This window comes from Roseateles sp. P5_E11, from assembly GCF_054049355.1.
Map to the genome: position 1 here is coordinate 1 of NZ_JBFUMO010001161.1, position 681 is coordinate 681.

General features: G+C 67.0%; 2 protein-coding genes. Both read left to right on the forward strand.

All coding sequences use genetic code 11. The annotated features are described in order from the left end of the window. On the forward strand, positions 1 to 295 hold a 295-nt coding region (locus ACXJKR_RS34090), incomplete at its 5' end, for a 3-oxoacyl-[acyl-carrier-protein] synthase III C-terminal domain-containing protein (protein ID WP_457326628.1). A gap of 57 nt (positions 296 to 352) precedes the next feature. Continuing rightward, positions 353 to 681, forward strand: a 329-nt coding sequence (locus ACXJKR_RS34095) for an ACP S-malonyltransferase (protein WP_457326629.1), incomplete at its 3' end; no start/stop codon positions are given.

Below are 681 nucleotides of genomic sequence, written 5' to 3' on the forward strand. Positions count from 1 at the left end.
GGAGAAGGTGGCCCGCTCGGTGCTCGAGAAGGCCGGCCTGACCGAGGCCGACCTCGACTGGCTGATCCCGCACCAGGCCAATATCCGCATCATGCAGGGCACGGCCAAGAAGCTGAAGCTGGACCTGAACAAGCTCATCGCCACCGTCGACGAGCACGGCAATACGTCGGCCGCTTCCGTGCCGCTGGCGCTGGACGTCGCGGTGCGCAATGGTCGCATCCAGCGTGGCGACACCCTCATGCTGGAAGGGGTCGGCGGCGGTTTCACCTGGGGCGCCGCCCTGCTGAAGTACTAGCCGTCCAGATGCTGCCGCATCGGCACCTCTGACTGCTACTGATTTGGAATTGTTCTCATGACCGCACCTTTCGCCGTTGTCTTTCCCGGCCAGGGCTCGCAGGCCGTCGGCATGCTCGACGCCTGGGGCGACCACCTGGAAGTCCGCCGCACACTGGAAGAGGCCTCGTCCGCCCTCGGCGAGGACATCGGTGCGCTCATCCATGCCGGTCCCAAAGAGCAGCTGGACCTGACCACCAACACCCAACCCGTCATGCTGACGGCCGGCATCGCCTGCTGGCGCGCTTTCGTCGCCGAGACGGGTGCGGTGCCCGTCGCTGCGGCTGGTCATTCGCTGGGTGAGTACACGGCGCTGGTGGCTGCCGGCGCGCTGAGCCTGGCCGATGC